The organism is Salicibibacter halophilus (assembly GCF_006740705.1).
Taxonomy (GTDB): domain Bacteria; phylum Bacillota; class Bacilli; order Bacillales; family Marinococcaceae; genus Salicibibacter; species Salicibibacter halophilus.
The window spans coordinates 3,388,501-3,413,545 of sequence record NZ_CP035485.1 but is presented as its reverse complement, the minus strand read 5'-3'; the positions used below and the strand labels follow the sequence as shown (position 1 = coordinate 3,413,545).

Sequence of the window (25,045 nt, the reverse complement as noted above, 5' to 3'; positions counted from 1 at the left end):
ACAAAAAACAAAAGGGGGTCCGAGCGGATCGCGCCCATTTATAGAATCATTGCTGCTGCCAAGCCGAAAATGAACAACGGAATGTTAAAGTGCAAGAACGTTGGGACACATGTATCCCAAATGTGATGGTGGTTGCCGTCGGCATTCAACCCGGCTGTCGGTCCGAGAGTGCTGTCCGAAGCTGGCGATCCGGCGTCACCGATCGCTCCGGCTGTTCCGATTAAAGCTGCCGTGGCTAAAGGCGAAAAACCCATCGTTATACATAAAGGAACGAACAAGGTTGCCAAAATCGGTATGGTACCGAATGACGTTCCAATCCCGGTCGTTATAATTAAACCCACCAGTAACATTAACAGCGCAGCCATGTACATGTTATCTCCGAGCATCTCTGTTGTAGAAGCGACCAAACGGTCAACCGCGCCCGTTTCTTTCAGTACCTTTGCATAACCGGAAGCGATCAGCATGACAAAACCGATCATCCCCATCATTTTGATCCCGTCATTCACCATTTCATCCGCGGATGTAAATGGAACGACGCGTAATGCCAACATTAAAGCGATCCCGCTCAATGCCCCGAGAATCAGAGAATCAGTGATAATTTGAACAATAAAGGCTCCGATAATCGCGATGATTGTGAAAAAATGAAGCAATGTAAAGGAAAGATTATTATCTGTCTCCGTCTCTGCGGCAACTTCTTGGTTGATGTTATGATTTGCCTTTGGCTCTTTATCTTTTCGATAACTGACGAAAATAGCGAACAACAAACCAACGACCATCCCCAGGACCGGGATGAACATAGCTGTCGGAATATCGCTAGATTCGATAGCCATGCCATTCGTATTCATTTCTTCTACTATAATCCCATGAAAAATCAACCCAAATCCCGCCGGAATCATCATATACGGGGCTTTCAACCCGAAGGTTAGGGAGACCGCCACGCCTTTCCGATTCAGCTTCATTCGATCAAACAATTGCAAAAGCGGCGGGATAAGAACCGGGATAAATGCGATATGAACCGGCACTAAGTTTTGCGAGAAAGAAGCGACCGCGGCAATCGTTAACAGCAAAAATGCTTTTTTTCCTTTAAGCACAGTAGTTAAGCTGTTTACCAAAAAACCGGTAATACCCGAATAGCCGATCATAACTGCAAAAACACCGAGTAAAATATAACTTAAAGCAGTTTCTGCTTGCCCACCCATGCCGGATACTAATAACTCGGTCGTATCGACCAATGACATCCCCGTGATTAACCCCGCGGCAAGCGCAGCCACAAGCAAGGATAAAACAACATTCACCCGCAGCAAACTGAGTACAACTAAAACAAAAACAGAAACAATAACAGCATTGAACAATAAAATTCCTCTCCTAGCACGGTGTTTAAAGCAAATTTTTTAGACAGATCGTTTGTGCGCATATCTACGAGTATCCGAATCAAAAACTCGCTTTCCTATTTTAGCATAAAAAAGAAACCTATATCAGAAACGGCACTTGATATAGCCTCTTGCTCAATTCTGTTTATAAACTTATTTCTTTTTCACCTCAAATTGCACCCGCTGCTTGGCGACTTCCATGTCCACTTCCCCTTCCCGAAATACCGGCACTTCCACTCTGCGCACAGGTTGGTATCCGTCTCTTGCGATTCTCTCTAAACATTCCGCAATTGTTTCTTTTTCTCCGACTTCATACTTTACCTTTTTTCCCATTTAACGCCGCACTCCTTTTACCCAGAAACCGCCATGGAAATTTTTCGGCTCATGCGAGATGATAAACGCCTTGGGATCGAGTGATTTGACAGTAGCAAATAAATCTCGTTCCGATTTACGGGAGGTTAAAATCTCCATCATCATGCGCTCTCCCTCTCTTCCGTAAGCGATCCAATTGGTCACGCCATACCCTTTGTCACGCAGTTGGTTCGGAATGTCCGGTTCATATTCTTTCGTAATAACGTTAACGGCAATATACCCTAATGCCAACTTTTCTTCAATCTTCATACCGACAATGACACCAATACCGAACCCTAAAGCGTAAGCCATAACATGAAGCACTGACGTCATGTTATCAAGCACAAGACCAAGGCCGGTCACATAAATGGTGATTTCCGCCATACCGACTACCGCTGCTCCGTAACGAATGCCCTTTAGCGTTAAAATCATGCGAAGCGTAAATAAACTAACATAGGCCACGTTGATCATCAAAATAATGAACAGCAACGTCCAGGCATTTTCAAGCAAAAAACTTCCCAAGGCGGTCAATCCTCTCGAATCATGATTATTTTCTGCAAAAATATATCATGAATTGACGGTTTCGGGAAGCATTATTTTTCGCGCGTTTCGACACCGCGATAAGCGTTGAGCGCATGTTCCTCGACGGGAATCCGAATAAAAAAGAGCATGCATGCATTGGCAATGGTAAAAACAACAGCCGTTACGTACGCTTGAAACATCAGCGGCAGCAACAGAATTTCTGCCATCACCACAAGATAATTTGGATGCTTCAACCAACGATACGGTCCCTTCTGGATGATATTTTCACCTGGCAACACCATCACTTTCAAATTCCAGAACCGTCCGAGGGAGCCCATCACCCACGCGCGCAAACCTTGCGCACCGAGAAACAGGATGAGCAGCACCGGCCAACCCGGCATGAGGGCAAACGCATGAAAATACGCTTCAAACAAAAGCGACACGAGAAAAGCACTATGTAACACAACCATCCACGGAAAATGTTCGCTTCCGTGTTCAACGCCTCCTTTCGCGCGCATCCACGCTTCATTTTTTCGTGCCCACCATAATTCAAAACAGCGTTGACCAATAACCCACAAATATAACAACACGAACAGTGTCATTTTTTCACCTCCATTCCAGCCAGAGTAACTCGGAACTAAATCCCGGACCAAGGGCGGTAGCCAATCCTTCAGTCTCTTCTGGATAATTTTGCTGCAGGATTTCTTTTAACACGTACAAAACGGTTGGCGAAGACATATTTCCATGATTGGCAAGGACCTTTCTTGCATGGGCGGTTAGGTCCGGTGACAAGTCCAATGCTTCTTCATAGGCATCCAGCACTTTTCTTCCCCCGGGTGAGCGGCCAATACAGTTATATCATTATCATTTTTGCCTAGGCGTTTTAAAAATTGCTTGATATTCGATGCCACCCAGGAAGTCACTATCGATGGGATATCCCTTGAAAACACGACGTACATGCCTTCATCGCCAACCTCCCAACCCATCACGGATTCGGAATCAGGCATCAATGTCGTTTGGGTGTCCATGATATGGGGGCGAGTGGTTCCGATAAGTGGAACTTCCTCTCCTGCTACGAGTGCGCAAGCCACACCATCAGAAAATAAAGAAGCACCGATAAAGTTGCTCTTTGATCGATCGCCATGTTGAAACGTTAAACTGCACAGTTCGACGCAAAGCACGAGTACGCGTGCGTCCGGATACACCCGGCAATATTCAGCGGCACGTGCCAAACCTGCTGCACCGCCGCCGCATCCCAAGCCCCAAAGAGGAATTCGGGTCATATGTGCGGGGAGTTGCAATTCGTTCATGATACGTGCGTCAAGCGAGGGCGTGGCAAGACCAGTGCTAGTTACCGAGATGAATGCAGAGAGATCATTTTTACGGATGCCTGCTTCTTCTAAGCATTTTTCAACAGCCAATGCTCCCAATTGAACCGCATGTGTCGTGAACGCTTCATTCTTTTCCCCAAAACTGTGCGCTTCCTGATACCATTCCAGCGGCTTTGCAAATTGTCTTGTGTTGATTTGTCCGTGATCAAAAACTTTCAGCAAACGATCAATATCACCGAAGTCATTTTTAAAGAGTGTGCGAACCATATGGGCAACATCCGTTTGTGACGCTTCATAAGGCGGGATCGCCGTCGACACCGCTTCAATAACAGGCATTATTTTATCCCCCCTCGTTCTCCCTAGTATTACCTTTTTTCCGAAAAAAATGAGGAAGAACACACAAAAACCTCGCATATTTTTACTATGCAGGTTTATCACGAGATAACAAAGAGTGAATAGTGAAAAAACGGAGGCTAAAGCGTGGGGAAGAAGCCCAAATAGATGGCTTTTTTCGTTCCCGTGCTTCTTTCGGGTTCCCTTCGACATATTCTCCGGTCCTTGGTCTTTTGTCATACCGATGCTGCAGTCTCTTCAGCATATTCGCTACACTTTGCCCACTGAGTGCGGAATTGAGCCGAACGAGTATCGAGTAGGAGGCAGTGACTAACTGCCGTCCTCTCACACCACCGTACGTACGGATCCGTATACGGCGGTTTCGGTCAAGTCGAACGAAGATATTTATAACGCTCCAACAAGCTTTTCAACCCTTGGTTTGCCCAGTATTGGGTGCCGAGAGTTTTGTGTAATATTGGACTATGAGCGATACGCCAATAAGCCTTCCTTGTGTTCGCCCATTCCCATGCTTTTGGGCGCGGAACGCCAAGGGCTACCAGATTCTTGAACTTCGTCTTCACCTTCTTCCACTCTTTCCACCGAATCATCCGCAATCGTCTGCGAATCCATTGGTCAAGTTCTTGAAAGATTGATGGCGTTTCTGCCAGTTGGAAATAACCCATCCAACCAATCAGATACTGGTTGAGGCGGTCGATCCGATCCGTCATCGCCATTGATTTTCGGCGTGACGTAAGCGCGCGAATCCTGTCTTTGCATCGTTGGATGCTTTGCTTTGACACTCGGATTTTCGGCGCCTTCCGATGACTCGTAAAACTAAAGCCCAGAAAGTTCCGCCGCCAAGGACGATCCACCGCACTTTTCTCCCGATTCACCTTCAGACGTAGTTTCTCTTCGAGAAACCGCGTCATCTTCTCTGACGTCTGTACCGCCGCACGGCGAGACCTGACGTAGATTTGGCAGTCATCGGCGTAGCGGACAAAGGCGTACCCTCGCTTTTCAAGTTCCTTATCCCATTCATCCAGCACAATATTCGAAAGAAGTGGACTTAAAGGTCCCCCTGAGGGGTACCTTCCGTGTTCGGTTGTACGAGCCCTTGCTCCATGATCCCTGCTTGCAAGTATTTGCGAATCAGGGATAGGACGGATGCATCGGACGTGATCTGACTTAATCGACGCATCAAGCGATCATGATGAACACGATCAAAGAACTTCGATAGATCGATATCGACGACCCATCTCCGCCCTTCTTGAATGTAGCCCCTTGCTTTCCGAACGGCATTGTGTCCCCGTCGTCCTGGACGAAAGCCATAACTATGCTCGGAGAAAGTGGGATCCATGTGTTTCGATAACACTTGGGCGATCGCTTGTTGGATGAAACGATCTTTCACTGTCGGAATCCCTAAGGTTCGTGTACCGCCGGACGGTTTCGGGATATCGACACGCCGGACGGGGTCCGGCTGATATGTGCCCTGCTGGATCTCTTCTCTCAAAGATGACCAATTCGTCATGAGATATCCTCGCACGGCTTTGGTGCTCATCCCGTCTACACCGGCACTTCCTTTATTCTTTTCCACTCGTTGGAGTGCTTCGCTGAGATTCTTCCGTGATAAGATCTCGTGCATCATCGTTATAAACTCCTTCGTGCATCATCGGATTCTTTGTGTGGTCCACACGCTCCACCCTCTCGAACAGCTCCCATGGAATTCACCGTGTCCCCCATTCGAGTAGGTCCACATTGGGTGTTTCTGCTTCTTCACGTTGGACGTACGCCGAGCGATGGTGCTCCTTGGCCGATTCGGTCCTTCCTTCTCGTTTGGAACGGAGAAGTACTACGACCTCGGCTGACTTCTGACGGCTCAGCACGTGCTCATGCATGTGGTTACGGAAGGTGTTCTGTATATGATAACTTAAAAATCGGCCACCGTGTTCATTGAAAATCCGGCCAGTAAGATTGAAAATCTCACCTGTGCAATACATACAGGTGGGGGCAGGAGAGATGATCACCATGAGCCAAAAGTACCAATCATTAATACAGTATATGCAAGAGGGGAAGTCGATACGAAAAGTTGCCCGAGATATAGGGATACACCGGGAGACCGTCAGTAAATACGTAAAGGAATATGAACAGAAGCGCAAACAACTCATGGAAGGAGGCGAAGATGTCGAAGTCGATGCTTTGATCGAATCCTTAACAGAGAAGCCGATCTACACTACCGGTTCTCGACCCAAACGTAAACTGACACCGGAGATTGAGCAACGAATCCTTGCTTTCCTTGAAGAAAACCGGGAAAAGCGTCAAAAAGGGCAGCGGAAACAACAAAAAACGGTCATGGACATGTATGAGGTCTTGGAAGATGAGGAGGTGGACATTAGTTACAGTACGGTCCGACGGTTGGTGCGCCAATTGGAACATAAAGCCAAGGAGGCTTTTATTAAAGAAACGTACATGCCCGGAGATGTTTGTGAGTTTGACTGGGGGGATGTAAGAATAACGGTTGACGGACGGTTACAGACGTTCCAAATGGCCGTCTTTACATCGGCGTATGGGAATTACCGTTGGGCTTGTCTGTTTCCCAAGCAAACGACCGAGTGCTTTCAAGAAGCGCATGCCCGTTTCTTTGCCCATATCGGCGGTGTTCATACCACGCTCACCTATGACAACATGCGCGTGGCCGTTAGGCGTCTGGCCGGGGATAAGGAGCCCACAGAAGGGCTGATGCAACTGATGATGTATTACGGGTTTCACTGCCGATTCTGTAATATCCGCCGTGGCAATGAAAAGGGGCATGTGGAACGCAGTGTAGATGTCATCCGACGGAAGGCATTCTCTAACAAAGATATCTTTGATAGCTTGGAAGAAGCGAACCACTATCTCGAGACGTTATGTTCGGAAAAACTCAATCAGAAACCCATGAGCCAATACGAAGGCCAAACGCCCAAACAGCGCCTCGAGCAAGAACATGAGTATCTTTTAGAAGCACCGCCAAAATGGGATGCTGCCCGTGTGCAGTATGCTCGAGTGGATAAATACGCGACCCTGGTAATCGAGCAAAACCGTTATTCGGTTCCTGATCATTTGGTTGGCGAAATGATCATGGTGAAGGTATACGCGGAGCGCATCCGTTGCTTTTACAACGAAGCGTGTATAGCCAATCATGAACGGCTCAGTGGCCACCATCGGTGGAACCTTCAACTCTCACACGTCTTGGAGACCTTACAAAAAAAGCCCGGTGCATTGGCGGGAAGCTTAGCCCTGCACCAGGCGGATCAAAAAATCAAAGATATTTACAAGACGTATTATACAGGTAAGGAGCGTGATTTCATAGCATTATGTCACTACTTGCGGGACGAAGGTGATCTCGACGGCGTCTTAACCGCCATTGACCAACTGGCAGCGATGCATCCGAAACACGTCACCACCGATAAAATAAAAGCGATATGTGACAAAAACAACGAACAGCCGGTCACAGCAGCTTCAATGTCCCAGGATACAGAAGCCATTACCGAACAAGCCAGAACCCATATGAGTGATTATGATCAGTTGTTTCAAATGAAGGCACCCAAGGAGGGGGTTCATTGACACTCAAAACCCAAGAAGAATGGCACGCAGACGTTCAATCATACGCGAAAGAATTAAAGTTACCAATGATTCGCAGACACTTGGCTGAGCATGCGTCAGAAGCTAATCTGCAGGATATCAGCTATGAAGCCTTTCTGGCAAAACTTCTGCAAAAAGAACAGGACGCCCGACGGGAATCCGCCCGCTATAATCGCATCCGCCGGGCGGAGTTCAGCCAGAAAAAATACTTGGAAGACCTTTCCGTGCAAGACTTGCCTGAAGATGCCCAGAAACAGCTCAAGACCCTAAAAACTCTTGACTTTATCCGTGAAGGGCGGAATGCCATTTTTGCCGGAAACGCCGGGACGGGGAAGACCCACATGGCTATCGGCTTGGGGATGAAAGCTTGTTTAGAAGGGTTTAAAGTTTGGTTTACGACCGTCCCGATTCTTGTTAACCGCATCAAGGAAACACGGGCGGAGAACACCCTTCGTAACTTTCAAAGCCGATTTGAGAAATATGATCTGGTGATCGCTGATGAGATGGGCTATATCTCCTTTGATAAAGAAGGGGCGGAACAACTTTTCACCCATCTATCCCTTCGTGCGGGGCGCAAATCAACGATAATCACGACAAATCTATCTTTTGAACGTTGGGGGGAAATCTTTCAGGACGAAGTCATGACGGCAGCGATGATTGATCGCCTTACTCATCAAGCGCATATTGTCAATATGAACGGGAGCTCTTATCGCATGAAAGAGACCAAGGCTTGGCTGGGAACACAACATTCAGGCGTATCTCAGCCGTCATGATGGATGCTTCTGGATCCGCGCCAATCACCAGCCCAAACCAAGGAGGAATGGTATCTAACGGATGATAAAAGCGATAATAGCCACTGGAAGCACGTAACGATCCTCGCTACGGCAAAAATGTAGCGCAAAGGGATTTGATTTTCTGTTCTTTGACAACTGAATACAAGCTTAGGATAAAAACATTCAAAGGCATGTGCCTCTTATCCAGCTAAAAACAGGTCTTTTGATCTAACACTCAGCTCATCAGCACGGAAGATTTTGTTTTATTTTTTCGGCTAAAAAAATTGTGAAGTAATTCACGATTGGACGGAAATTCAATGAACATTTGGCCGGATTTTGAGTTGACAAATACAGTGTTCCGCTTTTCCGTCAGACCTCCCCGGGTAAGGACACATTCTTCCTCTCCATATCCCCACCTCATTTACGTACTTCCCCTTTGGTCGTTTGGACTTTGACTTGTAGTGCAGCCTCATCCAAGAAAACACGCCTGATGAGGTTCGTGTACCTCAGGGCGGAGATTTGCCTCCGGCTTCCTTCAGATTCCGAGTCACCCCGGACACCCTTGCCATCGGCTAACGGCTACAACGACCTTCACCGTTCGGGACTTTAACCCTAGAGAATGTGCACATGCCGGGCACACCCTAAATAAGGGGCAAATCAAAAATGATTTGCCCCTAGGATCATTCACTTTCCGCGTTATTTTATCCCTTGATCTTTTGCCATCTTTTTCGCTACTCTCGGCGCCAGCCATAATATCGGTAACAAGATAAGCGAGACGGGTACTGCGGTCACAACGATAAAGGATTGCAAGGCATCAACACTGCTTTCGCCAATCACAATTAGAACAGAGGCCACAGCGCCCATGATCACTGCCCAAAAAACACGTACACCTTTTTGTGGATTTTCTCTTCCCGTAATGGACATCGATATCGTGTAAGACATCGTATCCGCGGTCGTTGCAACAAAGACCACCGTTACAACCAAGAAGGCCGCCGCGATCCAAAAGCCTAGCGGGAGCTGAGTTACGATCGCATTAATGGATGCCGCCAGACCTCCTTCATCTAGAGGGCCTCCAACGGAGCCTGGATTTTGCTGTTCAAAAAAGATCCCTGATCCGCCAATCACGGTGAACCAAAAGTTCATCACTAGCGGAGCAATAATGATGACAGCTAAAAACAATTCACGAAGCGTTCTGCCATTAGAAATCCGGCCAATGAATATCCCCATCATTGGCGCATAGCCGATGAACCAACCCCAAAAGAATAGGGTCCATTGGGATAACCAATCTTCATCCCCCCTGTAGAAAGCAAGCTTTAAGAAATCCTGCACATAGATGCCATAGGATTCGATAAAACTATCAATGATGAATCTCGCGGGGCCAAGCAGCAAGATAACCACGCTTAACACTAGAGCAAAAATAACATTAAAACGACTCAAAAATTGGATGCCTTTATGAATACCGGTCATAGCAGAAATCGCGGCGATCAATATAAGGACGGCAACAACCACTAATTGGGTGATTAAGGTGTTAGGTATCCCGAACAAATCATCCATCATATAAGCTGCCTGCAATCCAAGAAAACCAATGGGACCAATGGTACCAGCGGCGACAGCTACGATTGCACAAGTATCCACTAACGTCCCCAACACACTTCTTTTCATAATCTTTTCTCCAAAAATCGGGAAAAGCAAAATTCTTGGTTTTAATGGCATCCCTTTTGACTGTCCGTACATAACAACGACGGCAACCAGCGTTCCATTAACCGCCCATGCTAAAAAGCCCCAATCCAAAAAAGATTGCGCTAATGCAGGAGTGACGGTTGCTTCCTCTGCAGGTGGCACATCCCCATACATAGGTGGGGTTTCCAGAAAATGATAAATAGGTTCAGCAGCAGCCCAAAAGACACCGCCGCCTGCCATCAATGTTGTAACGATCATCGCGATCCATTTAAAATAATTCGTATCGGGACGATTTTGAACACCTAACCGAACGTTCCCATATCGAGATATCATTAATCCAAGCGCGATTGCAAATACAAGCACCATAAACACTTGCCAAAAAGCACCAAAATAGGATGTCGCCCATCCAAATAATAGATCCACCATATCAGCTACAGCACCTGCATTCATCAACGAGGCAACGACAAAAAGCACAAGTGCCCCTCCACTAATAGCAAACACTGGCCAGTCTAATTTTTGATTCACTACCTTATCCTCCTAAAAAAACAACATAGGCATAGATAATACTAGAAAAAATAGCGGTTAGCAATTATAAATTTTTAACAGCCGCCTATTTTTGTCCTATTTTTGTCCTATTGTGACCAGCACGGAAAATCCTTATCCGCAGCAAGTTTATCACTCCCTCCCCTTGCAAAAAGACCAATCAACCTCGCTACAGGTGATTGATCTTTTCACTTCTATTTTTTCATATGGAAACGATGGCGCGTCCCCGCATTTGTATCCAGTGCTTTCGGGGTCTCTACGAAAATAACAGGCCGGATTCTCCTCCGAACCTGCTACACGTTAGCGATTTGTAATTGTTTCCGGGTACATGTCATGATATAGCAACCGTTGCTCTGCCATTTTCTCGTATTTAGTGTCCGGTTTGCCGTAGTTGACGTAAGGATCAATCGAAATCCCGCCCCGCGGCGTAAATTTCCCCCATATTTCAATATATCGTGGTGCCATTGCCTCGACGAGGTCGTTCACGATAATGTTAATCACATCCTCGTGAAAATCGCCGTGGTTGCGAAAACTGAATAAATAAAGTTTGAGCGCCTTGCTTTCCACCATTTTCTTATCGGGAATGTAGCTAATATAAAGCGTCGCGAAATCCGGTTGACCCGTGAGTGGACAAAGGGTCGTAAATTCGGGTGTGTTGAATTTCACAAAATAATCCCGGTATGGATGCTGATTATCAAAGGTTTCAAGCAGCTCGGGATCATATTCAAACGTATAGGTTGTCCCTTCATTTCCGAGATGGGACAACCGAGAATCATGTTCTTCTGTCATCGATAAACTCCTTCAGACCCCTTGTTTATTCCCCCACAACAGCGCGTGGATTTGCGGGAGCACGCGAACATCGTTCAATTGCCGTTCGTCCATGACCCTTACAACGAGCCATTCATATTTTTCCAGAAGGTGATCGCGCAGTCTTGCCGGCTCGGGGGTTTCCAAATCATCATTGCCGACTTGCAAATAAAAAAGTACGTCGGGGTAACGCTCGTGCACCTGTTTTGCGTAGGTTAAATCTTCTTCGTCAAAAATAACGACTTTCAAACTATGGTGCCCCACTTGTTCTTCCGCTAACCGTTTCATGAATGTGTCAAGCCGCGACCAGTCGGTTGTCATTTTCGAGCTGGGTGGTTTCGGGGAGACCGTAACCTCATCAACGGCCAACAACCAATCCTGCCAAAATGAACCCTGTGTTTCCACCGCAGACGCGATGCCTTTTTCCCGAAAACGTTCAACGAGGGCATCAATACCCGAATGAAGCGCCGGATTCCCGCCGGAAATCGTCACGTGCGAAAAACGGTCGCCAGCGATCTGTTCAAGTTCGGCCAAAATGTCGTCTGCTTTCATCGGCGTCGCTTTTTGGCTCCCGTCCCACGTAAATGCAGAGTCGCACCATGCGCATCGATAATCACAGCCGCCGGTGCGAACAAACATCGTTTTTTGGCCGGCAACCATCCCCTCGCCTTGAATCGTAGGACCAAATATTTCTAAAACAGGAATTTTCCCACTCATCGATGTTCATCTCGCTTTGGACGGTATATCGCGTAACTGGTAGGAGTTTCGCGCACGAGCACTTGGAGGCAATAGGGGCGGTTTTCTTGGGCTGCCAGGCGTTCATCGATCTTTTCCCAAAACACGCGGGCCACCATTTCTGTCGTTGGCAGTCCATCTGCAAATGAGGGGTGATCGTTTAAAAGCGAGTGATCAAAGACCCCGTGAACCTCGTCCTTCAAGGTTTTAAAATTCACGAGAAACCCCGAATCATCAAGGGTGTCTCCGGCAATTGTTATATTGATAAAATACGTATGGCCATGCGTCTCCCTGCATTGCCCTGCATCTTTGTGATTAATAAAATGGGCGGCAGCGATCTGCATGTCTTTGTTCAATTCGTACCGAAAATCATGAAAAACTTGCGGGTAAAACTGTTGCAGCATTACGCATCCCTGTCCTTGCTGTTCAAATACATTTCAAGCCCTTGCCGTCGCAATTTGCAGGCCGGACATTCGCTGCAGCCGTTGCCGCGAATGCCGTGGTAACATGTAAGCGTGTAATCCCGGATATAGGGTAGCTGCCCTAAATCATCGGCCAATTTCCAGGCCCCCGCTTTATCCAGCCACATCAGAGGGGCGTGCAAAACAAAGGTTTCATCCATCGCCAAATTCAGCGTCACATTCAAAGACTTCACAAAGCCGTCCCGGCAGTCCGGATAACCGCTGGAATCCGTCTCGCACACACCGGTTACGATATGCTTCGCCCCCCGCTGCTCACCAAAAATGGCCGCAAAAGACAAAAACAACAAATTGCGTCCGGGAACGAATGTGCTCGGTAACTCTCCGTCCGCACCCTCGCTCACATCAATGTCCTTCCGGGTGAGCGCGTTAGGCGCCAGTTGGTTCAACAAACCCATGTCAAGCACCTCGTGCTCGACTCCGACCTCGGCAGCGATCTCTTTCGCGACCTCAATTTCATCATCATGCCGCTGTCCGTAAGCAAATGTCACCGCATATACTTTTTCAAAGCGTTTCAACGCCCAAAATAAACAAGTCGTACTGTCTTGTCCGCCGCTAAATACGACAACAGCGCTCCCTTGTGGCAACACAGCCCCTCCTTTCTAGAGGTGGGAGGTGAAAGGTGAGAGGTTGGAAGTAAGAAAAAAACCTCTCCCTCGGTCCGTCCATTAATTTCAATCTCTCTTATAATACAGGATGTATCCATAAAATTAAAGCAATCTGCTTTTTTTATTCTATATCATAGCTATCATAAACAACCTCAAACGTACGCCGATCCTCCAATAATGTTACTTGCTCCACGGTGCGATTATCCTGCTCGACTTGAATTAAGTAATAGCCTTGTCCATTGTGAGCGAGGTAAAAATTCGGATTCCCGCCCCAGCTATTGTTCGATCCGCTTCCGATATATTCATATAAAAACACCGGCCAGTCCGTTTCCGCTTGAATATTCGTTTCCAGCGTCTGTTGCCGGGTTAAATCGCCTATGTAATTCAAGGAAAAAAAGATCGTTAAAACAATAATGGAAAAAAAGAACGCAAACGTACGAAGCCTCCGTTTTAATCGCTTTTGGTGAATCTCTTTGATTGTTTGCGCTCGAACGGACCCTTCTTCCACAGCGATCATCTCCTTAGACTGCTAGTGTGCCCCTTTACTAGCAAATCTATGAAATCGGATCGATGGATATTACTCTCTAGCTATTTTTCCATTTCGGGATGCCATTGTTTCCAACAGTTTTTGCGGAGAAGCCTCAACCGTAAGCAAACCTAGATTGTCCTCGTTGGAAAAGCCTTCTTGCACGCTATATTGGATCATTTTCAAAAGCGGCAAAAAATAATCGTCTACATTTAAAAGACCCATAGGTTTATCATGAATCCCGATTTGCGCCCAGCTATAGATTTCAAACAGTTCTTCAAATGTGCCTGCCCCGCCCGGCAACGCAATAAAACCATCGGATAAATCACTCATTTTCGCTTTCCGTTCGTGCATGCCGTCTACCTCGACTAGTTTAGACAACGACCGGTGTACGACCTCTCCGCGAAACAACCCTCTCGGCATCACCCCGATCACTTCCCCGCCGGACGCAAGCATCTCATTTGCCACTTCACCCATCAAACCAACACTGGATCCGCCATATACAAGCCGGATGTTGTTTTCCAATAAACGACGGCCAAGGTTACGGGCCTCTTGGGCATAGGTTTTTCGTTTCCCGGCATTGGAACCGGCAAAGACACAAATCGTATTCATGATGTTTTTCCACCTCTTTTTTACGATCAGAAGTTGATTTTTTTCGACGCATCCTGTATCTTCTCTATAATAACGATATCAAATCGCTCTTGAAAGGAGTTATCGACTTTGACTGACCAACAGCAAATTGCCGCTAAAGTATGGGATCCAACTCTCTATGATAACACGGCTCAATATATCCTCTACTATGGGGAGGATGTTTTAAAATGGCTGGCTCCGAAAAAGGGCGAAAATATTATTGACTTAGGATGCGGAACCGGGCATCTAACAGCAAAAATAGCAGAATCTGGTGCGAACGTGACGGGAATTGATAACTCGGAAGCAATGATTCAAGAAGCGAAAAAACAATACCCGGAGATTTCTTTTATTCAAGCCGACGCCACAAATTTTAACGTGGACGAGCCAGTTGAAGCTATCTTTTCCAATGCTGCCCTTCATTGGATGACGGATCCGCAAGGGGTGCTTACTTCCGTATCGAAAGCGCTGAAGCCGGGCGGAAGATTTGTGGGCGAAATGGGCGCAAAGGAAAACATCGCAACCATTATCGCAGCGATTAATATGGCTTTTGTCGAAATCGGACAGGAGCCGATGCCTGCCGTGTTTCCTTGGTATTTCCCAAGTCTAGCAGAATATGCGACGTTGCTCGAAGAAAATGGCTTCACTGTTGAGCAGACAGCGCAGTTCCAACGGCCGACAGCTCTAAACAACGGACCGGAGGGACTAAAATCTTGGATGCGAAACTTTGCTGATCCACTCTTGGATGCCCTTAGCGAAGAGGACCGAGAATTCGTGTTGGAGAGAACGATCACCTATGCGGAACCGGCACTTGTCGATGACGGCACGTGGTTTGCCGATTATGTAAGGCTTCGGTTTGTAGCGGTAAAGGATGAATAGCGTGGCATGTTTCTTTTCGAACGACAAAATCCGCGAAACTTCTTGACGCTTGTACCCGTTACCTGTTATATTAATAATTGTTGCAAAGATAGCCGGATCGGGGCCATAGCTCAGCCGGGAGAGCGTCGCGCTGGCAGCGCGAAGGTCAGGGGTTCGAGCCCCCTTGGCTCCACCAGTTACATAATTTGCGTGAACCCACGCAGTTCCTCAATCGGGGGGCTGCGTTTATTTTATTGAATCGTCGTGATCCCGGGGGCTACATGATTGAAAAGGAAGAATCTCCTCAAGTAAGGAAATCTACCGCAAACATGGGTTTCATAACGCTCGATGATCGAGCGGTCGGCTTTACAATCTGCTCGGGCATCCACCCGACGAAGATTTTTTATATTTCATCTAGGAGGGATTCTCTTGGCAACGATCGAAGATTTTACGAAACTGGACATGCGCGTTGGAACCGTTTTAACAGCCACTCCTCTTAAGGGTGCAAAAATTCCCGCTATTACGATGGAGATTGATTTCGGGGACGAGATAGGCATCAAAGCGTCAAGTGCACAAGTCACAAAACGTTATGCACCTGACTCATTAATCCGGGAGCAGGTGGTCGCGATTGTTAACTTTCCCCCTCGTAAAATAGCCGGCTTCACTTCAGAAGTGCTTGTCGTCGGCGGTGTTCCGGACAAAGGAGATGTCGTTTTATTAAAACCGGACATGCCGTTGCCTAACGGGACAATCATATCCTAATCGACCACCATGGAAGTCTACTTGTCAAAAGGAACCATAAAATGTTGCTTAAAGTATTGGCCGTCCGCTTCTTCTTGCCAGAGGATCAATACGTCCAACGCTTTAATGTTTTGAGGAACAGGAAGATTTCGGACCTCCAAGGAGGCATTCGCTGCAAGCATTTCTGCTTCATCTACAGCAAGCCCATCATCACGATGCTCGTCCTTTTCTTGTCGGAAGGTATGCATGGTCACATTTTGTTTGTTCTCCGACACATTTTCAAGTTTTAACTCATACATTTCAACATCGCCGGGCTGGCACAAACGATCCCTGTCGGCGTCAGCTGTGTCAACGATTAAGCGCCAATCATCATCTTCTAAAGTGAGCGGGAGGTCAGCGGCGATTAAATTATGCGGAAACACAAACAACATAACAAGCAATAACATAAAATAAATAGATCGTTTCACGTTAGGCCTCTGCTTTCATCCAGCGTATATTGGCTGGCGTTTTCTCCTACTGTTACCTGATCGGCCAGAACTATACTCGTTTTTATTGCTGAAAACGGAACGAAACCCGCTTTATTCCTGAGAACAACGCGGGTTTTTTATTACAAAAAGAAGATGTAACCGACGAAAATGAAAAACAAACCGTACATAATCGGATGGACGTTTTTTCCTTCCCCTTTTAATAATTTCGTGATCGGATAAAACATAAATCCGAGTGCAATGCCATTGGCAATGCTATACGTGAGCGGCATCGCGACCACGGTGAGAAAAGCGGGAAGAGCGACGTCGATTTTGTCCCACTCGATCAAACGCAGGGCCGAGGACATCATCACCCCAACAACGATCAACGCCGCTGCCGTCACCGCTTCCGTGACCACCGCGAGTAACGGAGAGAAAAAGAGCGATAAAAGGAATAGAGCCGCGGTAACAAGAGAGGTGAATCCTGTCCGTCCCCCTGCAGCAACCCCAGACGTCGATTCAACGAACGCTGTCGTCGTTGAAGTCCCCAAAACCGCACCGACAGACGTCGCGGAAGCATCCGATAACAGCGCCCGACCGGCATTTGGAAGTCTGTTATTTTTTACAAAACCCGCCTGGTTGGCAACCGCATAGAGTGTTCCCGCCGTATCGAAGAAATCAACAAACAAGAAAGTAAGGATGACGACGAGCAATTGCATAATCAGTCCCGTTGTCCACTCCACTTCCGCAAGCCCGGTAAAGGCGGCACCGAACGTAGGGGCGAGACTCGGAATCGAATCAACGATAGCGGAAGGCATCTCCACTAGTCCGGTGACGATCCCTGCAACCGCCGTTAACGCCATCCCGTAAAAGATACCGCCACGAAAGCCTAACACAACAAATATGACAGTCACGACAAGCCCAAAAATTGCCAATAGCGTGGTCGGTGACGTCATGTTTCCAAGTGCCACATAGGTCGATTCATCGGGAACAACGATTTCCGCATTTTGTAGGCCGACAAACGCGATAAATAGCCCAATTCCGCTGGCGGACGCGTATTTCATCTCGGCAGGAATCGCGTTGATAATCACTTCGCGGATCTTAAAAAGCGTAATGATAATAAATATAATACCGGATGCAAATACCCCGAAAAGCGCGATTTCCCAGTCAATCCCCATTCCTAAAACAACCGTGTAAGCAAAAAAAGCATTTAAGCCCATCCCTGGGGCTAAAGCAATCGGATACTTGCCCCACAGACCCATAATCGCCGTTCCGATGGCAGCCGCGATGGCAGTGGCCCCAAAAACCGCACCCATATCCATGCCCGCGTCACCTAGAATTTGCGGGTTCACAAATAGGATATAGGCCATGGCCAGAAACGTCGTAACCCCGGCGAGGGTCTCTTTTCGATAATTCGTGTTTCGCTCCTCAAAACGAAAATAATTTTTCAACGGTTCATCCTCCTCAGGTAAAATAAAAAACGGCCGTTGCTATAAGCGTAACGACCGATGATGGAAAATCTATCGATCATAGTCGGAACATTTACGGTGTTCCGGTAGAGACTCGCGAGCCGTATTCCCGCGATTATATGAAACTATTTCAATTTATAATGCCGCCATTTTACAATGATGGCGATATTTTGTCAATAAAAACCGAATAATAGACTTTAAATATAGTTGAAATATTCGTTTTTCAGCAGCACACTTAACATGATTCGTCCGCGCAACTGTCTCCTTGGCTGACGATATTAATTTTGTTTTCATTTTCTTCTTCTTGCACTTTTTCCAGCACCTCGAGAAAAGCATGTGCCGGCTGTGCTCCAGATACTGCATATTTACGATTAAAAACAAAGAAAGGAACGCCCTGCACACCTATATCTGCCCCTTCTTGCATTTCTTCCCGAACAATCTCTTCATGCCCATCACTGTCTAACATGGCACGGACAGCTTCCCCATCGAGTCCGACTTCGTCCGCGAGGGACACGAGCGTTTCGTGATCGCCAACATGTTTTCCTTCTGTGAAATATGCTTTTAGCAAGCGTTCCATCATTTCTTCCATTTTGCCGTCTTCTTTTGCAAAATGGCTGAGGCGATGGGCATCTTTCGTGTTTGTGAGCACCGTAGATTCCAGTTTATAATCCAAACCGACCTCTTTTGCCTGATCCTCGACTTGTTGTGTCATTTCCTTCGCTTTTTCCATTGACATGCCATACTTGCCGGCAATCATCTCCGCGTTGGTTTGCGATTGCTCTTTTTCTGCGTAAGGGTCGAGTTGAAAACTTTTAAACGTTACATTAACGTCATCACGTTGTGAAAATTGCTGCAAACCATCTTCAAATTTTCGTTTTCCGATATAACAAAACGGACACGCGATGTCCGACCATATTTCGACGTTCATTTTTTTGCCTCCTTTTTCTGTCTAACGTTTACGATATACGGACGAGACACATAACTCAATTAATGTGCTTAACCCCTTTGAAAAAAGACCATTCTCTCCTTTGAGAAAATGGCCTTTTTACATTTATTCCCATTCAATGGTGGAAGGTGGTTTCGATGTGATGTCATACACGACACGGTTTACCCGCGGGACTTCATTGACAATTCGCGTCGATATCCTTTCCAATACTTCATGAGGAATACGCGCCCAATCTGAGGTCATCCCGTCCGTGGATGTTACTGCCCGGACACCAACGGTATAATCATAGGTGCGGTTATCCCCCATCACCCCAACGCTTCGCATATCGGGTAAGGCGGTGAAAAACTGCCAGATTTCCTTATCCAACCCGTCTTTTTCCAAGACGTCATGAAGGACTGCGTCCGATTCACGCACGATTTCCAACTTCTCCGGCGTGATTTCCCCAAGCACGCGTATACCAAGACCTGGACCCGGAAAGGGTTGACGCCAAACGAAGCTCTCCGGCAGTCCGAGTTCGGTGCCCAGTTCGCGGACCTCGTCTTTAAACAATGTGTTTAACGGCTCGATCAGATCCAATTTCATATCTTCAGGAAGCCCGCCAACATTGTGGTGGGATTTAATGGTTTCCGCAGTTGCCGTTCCACTCTCAATCACGTCTGTGTAAAGCGTTCCTTGCGCGAGGAAATCCACATTCTCCAGTTTTGAGGACTCTTCTTCAAAAATATAGATAAATTCGTTACCGATGATTTTGCGTTTTTGCTCCGGATCGGAAACTCCTTCGAGCTTCGTCAAAAAACGCTCCGCAGCATCGATTTTTATAACGTTAATGTCAAATTTCCCTTCAAACATTTTCATCACACGCGCGCCTTCATTTTTTCGCAACAAGCCGTGATCGATGAACATACAAGTGAGTTGATCCCCGATTGCACGATGGACGAGCATCGCGGTCACCGATGAATCGACACCGCCGCTGAGTGCACAAAGGACACGCCGATCGCCAACGTTCGAACGAATTTTTTCTACCTCAAGATCAATGAAGTTTTCCATCGTCCAATTGCCTTTGCTTTGGCAAATGTCATAGACGAAGTTAGCAAGAATATCGTTCCCGTGTTCGGTATGGCGCACTTCCGGATGGAATTGCACCCCATATATGTCCCGGTTTTTGTTGCTCATCGCAGCTACCGGCGTCGCAGGGTTGGTAGCATCGTTATTAAATCCTTCGGGTGGTTCAATAATGAGATCCCCGTGGCTCATCCAAACCGTTTGCTCAACGGGCGTTCTCGTGAATAAGCCCGATGTCTCCTTCACGTCAAGCATCGCTTTCCCGTATTCACGATGATCGGCTGCTTCCACCTTTCCCCCAAAATGGTGGGCCAACAGTTGCATGCCGTAACAAATTCCGAGAACGGGGACCTGAAGATCAAAAATTTCGGGATCGCAAGTCGGAGCTCCTTCGACGTAAGCACTTCCCGGCCCTCCGGAGAAAATAACTCCTTTAAGATTAAGTGCCCGTAATTGGTCGGCGCTCACTGTATTCGGATAGAGTTCACTGTACACACCCAAATCACGTATTCTTCGTGTGATTAATTGATTGTATTGTCCGCCAAAATCAAGGACGGCAATGGTTTCATTGATTTCTTGGTTTTCTTGCTCCATGGCACGGCACCTCTAATTCATTAAATCATGATGGTTATTTTACCAGCCCCTGTATAAAGGGTCAATTTTCCGGACGTTTTGGTCTCGGCGGATCCTAAGAAGAGCAGACTGGTTAACGAGCGTTCGCAATTTTATCCAAAATTTGTTTCCAGCGCCGTTCGGTATCTTCCGGTAGCTGATCCGGGTTTTTATTTCCGTAATAAAGGTCTTCATACAGTGTGGTCAAGGCGCGCATATCTTCCGAATCAAAACGAAAATCAACACGCGTTGCAAATTCGCTCAGCGTCTCATGCGCGGCTCTTTTCATGCCAGTCCAATCGAGATATTTTAGCAGCGATTCATACGCACCTAGGAATCTCGAGCCACTGTCCATGCCCAGGTAGCGCCTACTCAACCACAATTGCATGATTTTGCCGCGGAATTTAAAAGCGGCTAAACCGGCCAATAATAACCCAGTGCCCATTCCCGCCAGCAACCAAAATGGGAGCTCAGCTTGCTCTTCTTCACGTTCCTCTGCCTCTGTTTCCCCGACGTCTTCTTCATCTTCATCCTCATCCGCATTTCCCTCTTCTGTATCCTGGTCGACTTCCTGTTCAAACATCATATCCTCGCCGTTTTCATCCGGATCCATATCAGCGGAAGCAAAATCGACTGTGCCGGAAAATCCAGGCGTAGGTTCAAACGGCACCCAGCCGACATCGGGAAAGTAAACCTCTATCCATGAATGGGCATTTTCATTGGTGATTTCAAGTTCCCTGTACCCATCATCGCCAACGCTTACTTCGTCCCCGGCTGTGAATCCTTTCACCCAGCGTGCAGGGATATCAAGCGTCCGCAACATGACGACCATGGCCGTGGAAAAGTTATCACAATAACCGATTTGTGTCTCAAACAAAAACTGATCCACATAATCCTGGTCTTCGGCCGGAACAGGGATATCCGTAGTTTCATAGTCAAAGGTAGGACCGTTTAAAAAACTTTCAATTGCGCGCGCCCGGTCATACCGATTCGTTCCGTCCTGTACCAACTCTTCGGCAAGTTCCCCAACCCGATCCGGAAGCTCCTCGGGGAGTTGCAAATACTTATCGGTCACCGCCTGAGGATCTTGTTGCGCACCTTTTGGATCATCTACATCCCTCATTTGCTCAACGGAAAACTGGGGATGTTCATACGTTAGGGTGAACGCACCCGCATCGTTAACGTCCTCTTCGTCGTGCCACACTTCGGAACGGCCGTTTTCACCGTCGATGTATACAGAATAACCCCCTTCCATTTCTGCATCGGCTTCTTGCAATGCTCCCTGGCTGAAAAGCAAATCCCCTTCACCCGTACGCGAATCATGATAGGAGACATCTGCTTCAAGGGTTTCTGTTTCCGTCGTATCTTCATACAAATCCACGTGCCCGTCAGACTGTTCGATCAGCTCCCCATTGCCAAAACCAGTTCCTTCTTCGCTTGTCCATCCATGGCCGGTGTATTCGTGCTTTGACTCGCCTCGCCAATAGGCAGACGTTTCCGCTCTCGCCGTAAACACTTCCATATCATCCATGACAAATCCCCCGCCGAGCCGCTCATCGTTTTCGCCGTAACCGATCTTACGCGTCTCTGCACCATCGGGAGAAGAGGAACCCCAACTAAGCACATCCACCCCTGTCGTTCTCTCAATATAGGGCGTAGGATCCGGCCATTGTTGTGCGTATTTCGGAGCTTGCCAACCAACCAATACGGACAGGAGGATTACGGCCGCCGCAACCGTCAAATACCGAAAAACATGGCTGTGTCCAAGATTCGAGTAGCGAAGTTGAAGTCTCAACAGCCGCATACACGCAAAAAGAACAAATCCGATGATAACCAGGCGAACAACCGCCCACGAACCATCATAAGCCGTGAATGCATCCAGAATGCCGATATAGACGACACTCACAAAAACAAAAAAGTAAATACGGTGCGCAATTGCAACCCAGTAGTATGCAAGATAGCTAACCATCGCTAACAGCACAATAAGCAAAAAACTACGATACATATCACTTAATTGCAGCACTCCCCCGCTGAATAAGCGTGCACTTTGCTGCCAAATCTCCGTCATGAATAATGTCCACCAATCGATAGACATATACGTGCCGGGAATAAACAACATATGCAAACTATACGTGAGCACAACTGCATAAAAGCCAAGGCGAATGAGCCAATGTACTGGAATAGCGGTGATTACAAAGAAAACTGCAGCAATTAAAAGAAGGAACGGTAAAAAACCCGTATCGCTAATTTCCGGCAAGGGATACAACCATTCCGCCACGATAAAATACGTGAGCACATAGGCGATCCCTTCTTGAGGTTGTTTTAAACTAGAGGTAAAACGTGAGATTAATGCCGCCCCCTTCCTTCTTTTATCCCGTTGGCATCGCAAATGATTGGACTCCTCGTTGTTTTAAAGGAAGATGATAAGCTTCCCGCTCACTGTATAAAACAAGAACATCGAGCCGCTGCTGTTGCAAGCGCTTGATTTCTTGGAATGTTGCAGCATTCATTTCGGGAACGGCATAGATGACCGTTTGTAAAAAGCTGAACGTGATCGGCAAGGGTGTCCGATCATTCGCGAGCTCGCCTGTAGCACCCGGGAATGACGGTTCGATTTTTGCTAGTTCCTTCATCACTTGACGCATATGAGCACGGTTATTTCCTGTTTGCGTAACGACAGGTTGTGTGCCTAAAGCAGCAAAATTTAAAAGTGAATGCTTTTCATACACGCCATTAACACTGGCAGCCGCCCATTCTACAGCCGCTTCGAAGCTGTGTTCGGACCTCACTCGTGTGTCGAGTAAAATCGTAAATCCTTCCCCTTCTTCCGTATCAAATTCTTTCGTTGCCAAGCTGCCGAGACGGGCAGACACTTTCCAGTCAATGCTTGATAGACGATCGCCCGCAACATATTCACGGACACCGGAAAAATGGGACGTCTCCTCATGGGTGAACCGTTGAGCGCCGGCACGGTCGGTTTCCGCCCTCTGCCCCCGTTCGTTTTGGAGTTTAAAAGGCAATGGTTTAATACGCGGATACACAAGCATTTCACTTATTGCAGATAGATATTTTTGATTTTTCAAAAAGCCAAAAGGATCTCCGTTTTCCACATGAACGGCATCATACATATACGAACCACGTTTTTCTGCTTTTATGAGATAGTTGTAGGTTTTTTTCCGGGAAAGCATCATAAAAAAGAAGGCGCCTGGATCACTTTCAAGTGTTACCCCGTTCGGAACCTGGTCACGGACCCCCACAAAAAAACAGGGCCAATGCCTCGTTTTATATATCGTTACTTGCACCTTCACCGTTTCCCCTTGGGAGAGATGTCGATTTGTCACCGAACGTTCGGCGCGCAAAAAGCGGAGAGGAAAAGCGGCTAAAGCAAACCCGGCCAGTAATAAGGCAGAAACGCTATAGAAAAGAAACCAGCTAACAAAACCTCCCTGGACCATGGCATGCCAAAAAAGAATTGCGGGCAGAAAAAGTGCGGCAATCACACGCCTCGCCTGCCGCCATCTATGTCTCATGTTACAATATCCTTTCTTATCGCCGGCACAGCGATACGAGTGAGCATGCGTTCGATCAATGTGTGCGCTTGCCCTTGCGGACCGAGCACGTCACTTTCCATGATTAGTCTGTGTCCTAACACGTACGGTGCCAACAATTTCACATCATCCGGCCGAACGTATGGCATCCCTTGCACATACGCATAGCTTTGAGCGGCACGCAACAACGCTATCGTGCCTCTCGGGCTTACACCAAGCTCCACTTGATCAAGGTTTCTCGTTTCACGCACAATGGAAACGATATATTGTTTGACCGCCTCGCTTACAAACACGCTCGGCACTTCTCTCTGCATCTGCTGAATATCCCGGATATCAACGACTTCCGGCAGTTGATCAATGGGGTGGCCACCTTCCATGCGTTCCAGCATGTCCAATTCTTCCTCTTGGTTCGGATAGCCAAGTGTAATCCGAAATAAAAAGCGATCCAACTGTGCTTCAGGCAATGGATATGTTCCTCCGTGTTCAATCGGATTCTGTGTGGCCATAACCAAAAAAGGCTCATACAACTCGTGTGTATATCCATCGACGGTCACGTTGCCTTCTTCCATCGCTTCCAAAAGCGCAGATTGCGTTTTCGGCGACGTCCGGTTTATTTCATCTGCAAGCAGAATATGGCTCATCACCGGACCTGCCCGAAATTCAAATTCTTTCGTATGTTGGTTGTAGATGGATACCCCAGTTACATCGGAAGGGAGTAAATCAGGAGTGAATTGAATTCGTTTGAAATCTGCTCCCGTCGCGCGAGCCATCGCCTTTACAAGCATCGTTTTCCCAACTCCGGGAACATCCTCGATGAGTACATGTCCCCGCGCAAGCAATGCCGTTAATGTTAACGTAATGGCTTGTCGCTTTCCGATCACTACTTCTTCAACTGTGTCAATCATGCGGTAGATTTTTTCAGCATAATGATTCAAATCGCGGCTCCTCCTCTATCACAAGGCCAAAAGATCAAATTTGACGTGACTTCCATCGGCTCAATGAAAACAAAATAACGGGCGATGTGTAAGTTTTGTCCTCAAAA

Annotated in this window: 25 protein-coding genes, 1 tRNA gene, 1 pseudogene and 1 riboswitch; of the genes and pseudogenes, 5 read left to right on the top strand and 22 right to left on the bottom strand. The window is 47.2% G+C overall.

The features are described from left to right. Nucleotides 1–38: 38 nt before the first annotated feature. The 8 genes and pseudogenes from EPH95_RS16710 to EPH95_RS19860 all read right to left on the bottom strand — a co-directional run. Nucleotides 39–1,352 carry a Na+/H+ antiporter family protein gene (locus EPH95_RS16710; protein ID WP_142091115.1) on the bottom strand — a complete coding sequence of 438 codons (1,314 nt, stop codon included), beginning with the start codon at nt 1,350–1,352 and terminating at the stop codon, nt 39–41. A gap of 171 nt (nt 1,353–1,523) precedes the next feature. Beyond that, complete coding sequence (locus tag EPH95_RS16705; RefSeq protein WP_142091114.1) at nt 1,524–1,703, bottom strand: NETI motif-containing protein; 180 nt, start codon at nt 1,701–1,703, stop codon at nt 1,524–1,526. Continuing rightward, nucleotides 1,704–2,243 (bottom strand): DUF2179 domain-containing protein, encoded by a 540-nt coding sequence (locus tag EPH95_RS16700; protein ID WP_193556986.1) that lies wholly within the window; start codon nt 2,241–2,243, stop codon nt 1,704–1,706. Nucleotides 2,244–2,314: 71 nt separating this feature from the next. Next, the gene (locus EPH95_RS16695) at nt 2,315–2,845 is read right to left on the bottom strand and encodes an isoprenylcysteine carboxyl methyltransferase family protein (RefSeq protein WP_142091113.1); all 531 of its coding nucleotides are present in this window, start codon (nt 2,843–2,845) and stop codon (nt 2,315–2,317) included. A 4-nt stretch (nt 2,846–2,849) separates the two neighbouring features. Continuing rightward, nucleotides 2,850–3,065 (bottom strand): hypothetical protein, encoded by a 216-nt coding sequence (locus EPH95_RS19725; protein ID WP_319592794.1) that lies wholly within the window; start codon nt 3,063–3,065, stop codon nt 2,850–2,852. Then, nucleotides 3,020–3,910 (bottom strand): type III polyketide synthase, encoded by an 891-nt coding sequence (locus tag EPH95_RS16690; protein WP_319592793.1) that lies wholly within the window; start codon nt 3,908–3,910, stop codon nt 3,020–3,022. Before EPH95_RS16690 ends, EPH95_RS19725 begins: the two co-directional genes overlap by 46 nt. A 383-nt stretch (nt 3,911–4,293) precedes the next feature. Beyond that, the gene (locus EPH95_RS19865) at nt 4,294–4,779 is read right to left on the bottom strand and encodes a group II intron maturase-specific domain-containing protein (RefSeq protein ID WP_405127466.1); all 486 of its coding nucleotides are present in this window, start codon (nt 4,777–4,779) and stop codon (nt 4,294–4,296) included. A gap of 21 nt (nt 4,780–4,800) precedes the next feature. Beyond that, nucleotides 4,801–5,435 (bottom strand): annotated as a pseudogene (locus EPH95_RS19860) (reverse transcriptase domain-containing protein); the annotation flags it as partial. 488 nt (nt 5,436–5,923) lie between these two features. Here EPH95_RS19860 and istA point away from each other — a divergent pair. Next, entirely contained in the window at nt 5,924–7,507 is a 1,584-nt protein-coding gene (istA, locus tag EPH95_RS16680) for an IS21 family transposase (RefSeq protein ID WP_142086600.1), read from the top strand. Then, a complete protein-coding gene (gene istB / locus EPH95_RS16675; protein WP_142086603.1) occupies nt 7,504–8,298 on the top strand; it encodes an IS21-like element helper ATPase IstB in 795 nt (264 codons plus the stop codon). Before istA ends, istB begins: the two co-directional genes overlap by 4 nt. A gap of 696 nt (nt 8,299–8,994) precedes the next feature. Here istB and EPH95_RS16670 read toward each other — a convergent pair. The 7 genes from EPH95_RS16670 to EPH95_RS16640 all read right to left on the bottom strand — a co-directional run bounded on the left by EPH95_RS16670 (nt 8,995) and on the right by EPH95_RS16640 (nt 14,288). Continuing rightward, complete coding sequence (locus EPH95_RS16670) at nt 8,995–10,503, bottom strand: BCCT family transporter (RefSeq protein WP_142091112.1); 1,509 nt, start codon at nt 10,501–10,503, stop codon at nt 8,995–8,997. A 318-nt stretch (nt 10,504–10,821) separates the two neighbouring features. Continuing rightward, nucleotides 10,822–11,310, bottom strand: coding sequence for a preQ(1) synthase (queF, locus tag EPH95_RS16665; RefSeq protein ID WP_142091111.1), 489 nt, complete (start codon nt 11,308–11,310; stop codon nt 10,822–10,824). Between the two features lie 12 nt (nt 11,311–11,322). Then, entirely contained in the window at nt 11,323–12,045 is a 723-nt protein-coding gene (gene queE, locus EPH95_RS16660) for a 7-carboxy-7-deazaguanine synthase QueE (protein ID WP_142091110.1), read from the bottom strand. Next, the gene (gene queD / locus EPH95_RS16655; RefSeq protein WP_142091109.1) at nt 12,042–12,467 is read right to left on the bottom strand and encodes a 6-carboxytetrahydropterin synthase QueD; all 426 of its coding nucleotides are present in this window, start codon (nt 12,465–12,467) and stop codon (nt 12,042–12,044) included. Before queD ends, queE begins: the two co-directional genes overlap by 4 nt. Then, nucleotides 12,467–13,129, bottom strand: coding sequence for a 7-cyano-7-deazaguanine synthase QueC (gene queC, locus EPH95_RS16650; RefSeq protein ID WP_142091108.1), 663 nt, complete (start codon nt 13,127–13,129; stop codon nt 12,467–12,469). Before queC ends, queD begins: the two co-directional genes overlap by 1 nt. A gap of 142 nt (nt 13,130–13,271) precedes the next feature. Further along, nucleotides 13,272–13,658 carry a hypothetical protein gene (locus tag EPH95_RS16645; RefSeq protein WP_142091107.1) on the bottom strand — a complete coding sequence of 129 codons (387 nt, stop codon included), beginning with the start codon at nt 13,656–13,658 and terminating at the stop codon, nt 13,272–13,274. Nucleotides 13,659–13,727: 69 nt separating this feature from the next. Beyond that, nucleotides 13,728–14,288, bottom strand: coding sequence for an LOG family protein (locus tag EPH95_RS16640; RefSeq protein ID WP_142091106.1), 561 nt, complete (start codon nt 14,286–14,288; stop codon nt 13,728–13,730). Nucleotides 14,289–14,396: 108 nt separating this feature from the next. Here EPH95_RS16640 and EPH95_RS16635 point away from each other — a divergent pair, with 108 nt between their 5' ends. From EPH95_RS16635 to csaA, 3 genes are all read left to right on the top strand, one after another. Beyond that, nucleotides 14,397–15,182 carry a class I SAM-dependent methyltransferase gene (locus EPH95_RS16635; protein WP_227003960.1) on the top strand — a complete coding sequence of 262 codons (786 nt, stop codon included), beginning with the start codon at nt 14,397–14,399 and terminating at the stop codon, nt 15,180–15,182. Between the two features lie 99 nt (nt 15,183–15,281). Further along, nucleotides 15,282–15,357 (top strand) — tRNA-Ala (locus tag EPH95_RS16630). Between the two features lie 233 nt (nt 15,358–15,590). Further along, nucleotides 15,591–15,923 carry a chaperone CsaA gene (gene csaA, locus EPH95_RS16625; protein ID WP_142091105.1) on the top strand — a complete coding sequence of 111 codons (333 nt, stop codon included), beginning with the start codon at nt 15,591–15,593 and terminating at the stop codon, nt 15,921–15,923. 17 nt (nt 15,924–15,940) lie between these two features. Here csaA and EPH95_RS16620 read toward each other — a convergent pair whose 3' ends face one another. The 7 genes from EPH95_RS16620 to EPH95_RS16590 all read right to left on the bottom strand — a co-directional run bounded on the left by EPH95_RS16620 (nt 15,941) and on the right by EPH95_RS16590 (nt 24,938). Then, on the bottom strand, nt 15,941–16,369 hold the full coding sequence (locus EPH95_RS16620) for a hypothetical protein (RefSeq protein WP_142091104.1): 429 nt from the start codon (nt 16,367–16,369) through the stop codon (nt 15,941–15,943). A gap of 140 nt (nt 16,370–16,509) precedes the next feature. Then, nucleotides 16,510–17,817, bottom strand: coding sequence for an NCS2 family permease (locus EPH95_RS16615; protein WP_142091103.1), 1,308 nt, complete (start codon nt 17,815–17,817; stop codon nt 16,510–16,512). Between the two features lie 59 nt (nt 17,818–17,876). Further along, a riboswitch (purine riboswitch) is annotated at nt 17,877–17,978 on the bottom strand. Between the two features lie 92 nt (nt 17,979–18,070). Continuing rightward, nucleotides 18,071–18,763 carry a DsbA family oxidoreductase gene (locus EPH95_RS16610; protein WP_142091102.1) on the bottom strand — a complete coding sequence of 231 codons (693 nt, stop codon included), beginning with the start codon at nt 18,761–18,763 and terminating at the stop codon, nt 18,071–18,073. Between the two features lie 123 nt (nt 18,764–18,886). Beyond that, nucleotides 18,887–20,437 carry a glutamine-hydrolyzing GMP synthase gene (gene guaA / locus EPH95_RS16605; protein WP_142091101.1) on the bottom strand — a complete coding sequence of 517 codons (1,551 nt, stop codon included), beginning with the start codon at nt 20,435–20,437 and terminating at the stop codon, nt 18,887–18,889. Nucleotides 20,438–20,549: 112 nt separating this feature from the next. Continuing rightward, nucleotides 20,550–22,844, bottom strand: coding sequence for a transglutaminase domain-containing protein (locus tag EPH95_RS16600; protein WP_142091100.1), 2,295 nt, complete (start codon nt 22,842–22,844; stop codon nt 20,550–20,552). Continuing rightward, the gene (locus tag EPH95_RS16595; protein ID WP_142091099.1) at nt 22,825–23,985 is read right to left on the bottom strand and encodes a DUF58 domain-containing protein; all 1,161 of its coding nucleotides are present in this window, start codon (nt 23,983–23,985) and stop codon (nt 22,825–22,827) included. The genes EPH95_RS16600 and EPH95_RS16595 overlap by 20 nt, the downstream gene beginning before the upstream one ends. Further along, entirely contained in the window at nt 23,982–24,938 is a 957-nt protein-coding gene (locus tag EPH95_RS16590; RefSeq protein WP_405127397.1) for an AAA family ATPase, read from the bottom strand. The genes EPH95_RS16595 and EPH95_RS16590 overlap by 4 nt, the downstream gene beginning before the upstream one ends. Nucleotides 24,939–25,045: the final 107 nt, after the last annotated feature.